Here is a 3,625-nt window from a genome sequence, read left to right on the forward strand (position 1 = left end):
AAGTCTTTGTAGTCTATAAAGTCTACTTTTAATTCACAATATTTGCAAAATCTTTTTTTAAATTTTCTTCTTTCTGCCATGGTGTTCTCCTAAAACGGTATTTCATCTTCATTTATGTCAATTTCTGGGATGTTTGACGTAGGTTGTGGTGCAGCTTTCGGAGCAGACGGTGCAGGTTGACTATAGCTGTCATTTGATGGAGCATTATAATCTGTTCCACCTTGTTGACTATATCCGTTACCACCCATAGGTGCTGCTTCGTCTTTACTTCCTAGCATTTGAAGGTTTTCCACTGTTACTGAGTGTTTGCTTCTTTTGCTTCCATCTTGCGCTGTCCACTGATCTAGCTTCAATCTTCCATCTACTAAAACTTTGCTACCTTTACGTAAGTACTGATTTGCAATTTCAGCAGTTCTACCAAAAAAAGTAAGGTCTACAAAGAGTACTTCTTCTTTTTGTTCACCAGTTTGAGACTTGAATTTACGTGAAGTTGCGATGGCAGTATTACCAATGGCAGATCCACTTTGTGTATATTTGATCTCAATATCTCTAGTGAGGTTTCCGGCTAAAATTATCTTGTTGTACATAAGGTTGCTCCTAATCTATGGTTGATTATGCTTCTGTAGCTTCTGCTGCAGGTGCTTCTGCTGCAGGCGCTTCTGCTTCAGGTGCTTTCGTCTCTGCTACAGGAGTAGCTTCTTTTTTGTTCGCTTCTGCAACAAGTTTATTAAATTGTGCTAGCTCTTTTTGTTTAGTATATTTAACAGTTAAAAACTTCATAACGTCTTCATTGATCTTAAGATTTCTCTCAAGCTCTTGAATAGTTGTACCTTCTGCTTTATAGAAAAGAACAGTATAGTATCCTCTATTATGTTTTTCTACTGGATATGCAAGTTTTCTCATACCCATATCATTAGTACCAACTAGCTCAGCACCTTCTCTAGCAAGAATATCTTTTACTTTCGTAATTTGTGCTGCAATCTCTTCTTCTGTAAGTGTAGGTTTAACTACAAACAGTGTTTCATAACAAGTCATATTGTTTCCTTTTGGTTTAATAGCCCATGTATACAGCTGTAAACAAACATCTTGAATGTAAGTATAGCTGTCCAAAAATGAGCAAGAATTTTGGAAGCATTATATTACAACATTATCCCTTAGGCACACATTAGAAAATTTTTTAGATATTTTTTTGTTGTAAACTCGTAATATTAATAAGTTTTCTTGTATTATTTGATAAAGTTAATTTATATAAAAGGGATTTATTATGAAAAGAAGAAATTTTTTACGTTTATCGGCAACATCAGCAATGGCAGTAGCAATTGCTCCATCACTTATTACTGAGAAGCTTTATGCAGAAGATGGAAGTCTTTTTCAAACATTTGAAAAGGTACAACTTAAAGATGCTGAGGGTAACCCACTTAAATCTAAAGCGTTAGTTGTAGAAGAGAACTATGTATTTATGTACCCACATGCAGGTACTCCTGCTATTATGGTTGACCTTCCATCCCCTACAGAAAAAGACATTAAGCTGAAAGCAGAAGACGGGACTGAATATGTTTATAAAGGTGGTGCAGGAGCAAAAGGAACACTTGTTGCTTATTCTGCAATCTGTGCGCATCAATTAACTTATCCTACAACTAAGATGTCTATGTTCCAGTACGTACCAACTACAGGAAAAACATTAGCATATGATAAACCAGGTGTTTTTGTGTGTTCTTCACATCTTGCTGCATACGATCCAAGAGAAGGTGGGAAAGTGGTAGGTGGACCAGCACCTCAAGGTTTGGCTTCTATCATTCTTGAAATTGATGAAGAGGATAATATTTGGGCAGTTGCTGTACTTGGACCAAACAAGTTTCAAGCATTCTTTGATGCATTTAAACAAGAACTTAAAGCGGTTTATGGAAGAAAAGGCGCTAAAAAACTTACAAAAGATGAGGTAAAAGTACAACCACTTAAGAATTTCTCTGCCGAACTAATTCAAGCGTAAAACCGACATATAAGGTATGATAAATTGCATCATATCTTATAGTTATTCCTTCAAAATTTTCTTGTACCTTTTGGTTACATCTTCAAATTAATTCATAAAATGCTTCAAAATAATTGTGATTAAATATAACTTCTGTCATAATTTAATTACTTTATATTATGTAAAGAGATTTAAAAATACAATTCTAATAGGAGACATTATGGCAATGAATAGAAGAGATACGTTTAAACTTGCTGGTGTAGCAGCAGCAGCTGCTGCAATGCCAAGCATGGCAGTAGCAACTGAGGGAAAAGCAGCAGCTAAGAAAACTACTGGTAAATCAGTAGTGATCGTAGGTGGAGGTTTCGGTGGACTCACTATGGCGAAAGCACTTAGAAAAAAAGATAAAACTATTGAAGTAACTGTAATTGAAAAGAACAACATCTTCATGGCATGTCCTTTCTCTAATGCTTTACTTGGTGGTCTTGATGGTGTAAGTTTAGACACTTTTGTTGGCGATTACTATCAGCCGTCTGCAAAACATGACTATAACTTTGTTAATGCAACAGTAACTGGTATTGATAGAAAAGCCAAAACAGTGACAACAACAACAGGTGTTATCGCATATGATATTCTTGTACTTTCTCCAGGTATTGCATATGATTATGAAAAACAATTCCCAACATGGTCAGCGGAAAAAATTGCAGAGGTTTCTCAGGCTTGTCCATCTGGTTTAATGCCAGGTAATGAGCATATCGCATTGAAGAGACAGCTTGACAATATGGATGATGGTAACGTGATCATCGTACCACCTGCAAAAGGAAAATACAGATGTCCACCAGCACCATATGAGAGAACAGCTATGGTAGCGAACTACATGAAAAATGAAGGTATCAAAGGAAAAGTAATTGTTCTTGATACAAGAGGTGGAAAATTTGCTAAAGGTGCTGCATTTAAAGAATCTTGGAATGACTTATTCGCAGATATCATTGAGTATAAAGGTCTTACTGAAGTTGTTGATGTTGATACCGCAGCAAAAACAATTACATATAAAGAATTTGCAAATGCTGATGATGAAAAAGGTGTAACTAAAACTGAGAAGTATCAAGTTTGTAACCTTATGCCAATCAACAAATGTTCTCCAGTAGTTGCACATGCAGGTATTGAAGTAAACGGTGCAGGTTATGCATTGATGGACGGTTATAGCTTCAGATCTAAAACTGATGCAAACATTTATGTTATTGGTGATGCAGTAACTCATGCTATCCCACCAAGTGGACAAACAGCTATCTGGGGTGCTCATAGAGCAGCAGGACAAATTGTTGATCAACTTAATGGTAAAGTATCTGACACTAAAGCAGGTCTTCCAGCTAAAGCAGCAAACGTATGTTTCTCAATGGTAGGTGGTAAACCAGAAGAAGCGATTATGGTTACACACACGTTCTCTGCAGATAAGAGTGGTAAACTAAAAGGTAAAGGAAATGTACCTAAGCCAAAAGATGGTAACGGTAAATTCAGATCTAAAGGTACTGCAACAGCTACTAGAGAGTGGTTTGGTGGAGTTATGAGAGAAATGTTCTCTTAATAGGTCATCTTTTTAATGATCTGCACTCATCTATGAAAGATGGGTGCAGTCACTTACCTACGTAAACTCTC

4 protein-coding genes and 1 pseudogene are annotated in these 3,625 nt (G+C 36.4%); 2 read left to right on the forward strand and 3 right to left on the reverse strand.

Translation table 11 applies throughout. The features are described 5' to 3' along the window. The 3 genes and pseudogenes from ABYK33_RS14645 to rpsF all read right to left on the reverse strand — a co-directional run. A pseudogene (locus ABYK33_RS14645) lies at window positions 1–80 on the reverse strand (30S ribosomal protein S18); the annotation flags it as partial. A gap of 9 nt (window positions 81–89) precedes the next feature. After that, window positions 90–587 carry a single-stranded DNA-binding protein gene (locus ABYK33_RS14650; RefSeq protein ID WP_373034040.1) on the reverse strand — a complete coding sequence of 166 codons (498 nt, stop codon included), beginning with the start codon at window positions 585–587 and terminating at the stop codon, window positions 90–92. 25 nt (window positions 588–612) lie between these two features. Beyond that, window positions 613–1,035 (reverse strand): 30S ribosomal protein S6, encoded by a 423-nt coding sequence (gene rpsF, locus ABYK33_RS14655; RefSeq protein ID WP_373034041.1) that lies wholly within the window; start codon window positions 1,033–1,035, stop codon window positions 613–615. A gap of 229 nt (window positions 1,036–1,264) precedes the next feature. On the opposite strand from rpsF, the gene ABYK33_RS14660 reads away from it, so the two are divergent. Both ABYK33_RS14660 and ABYK33_RS14665 read left to right on the forward strand, forming a co-directional pair. After that, on the forward strand, window positions 1,265–1,990 hold the full coding sequence (locus tag ABYK33_RS14660; protein ID WP_373034043.1) for a Rieske 2Fe-2S domain-containing protein: 726 nt from the start codon (window positions 1,265–1,267) through the stop codon (window positions 1,988–1,990). Window positions 1,991–2,189: 199 nt separating this feature from the next. Then, complete coding sequence (locus ABYK33_RS14665; RefSeq protein WP_373034044.1) at window positions 2,190–3,554, forward strand: FAD/NAD(P)-binding oxidoreductase; 1,365 nt, start codon at window positions 2,190–2,192, stop codon at window positions 3,552–3,554. Window positions 3,555–3,625: the final 71 nt, after the last annotated feature.

This window comes from Sulfurovum sp. (assembly GCF_041562805.1).
Taxonomy (GTDB): Bacteria; Campylobacterota; Campylobacteria; order Campylobacterales; family Sulfurovaceae; genus Sulfurovum.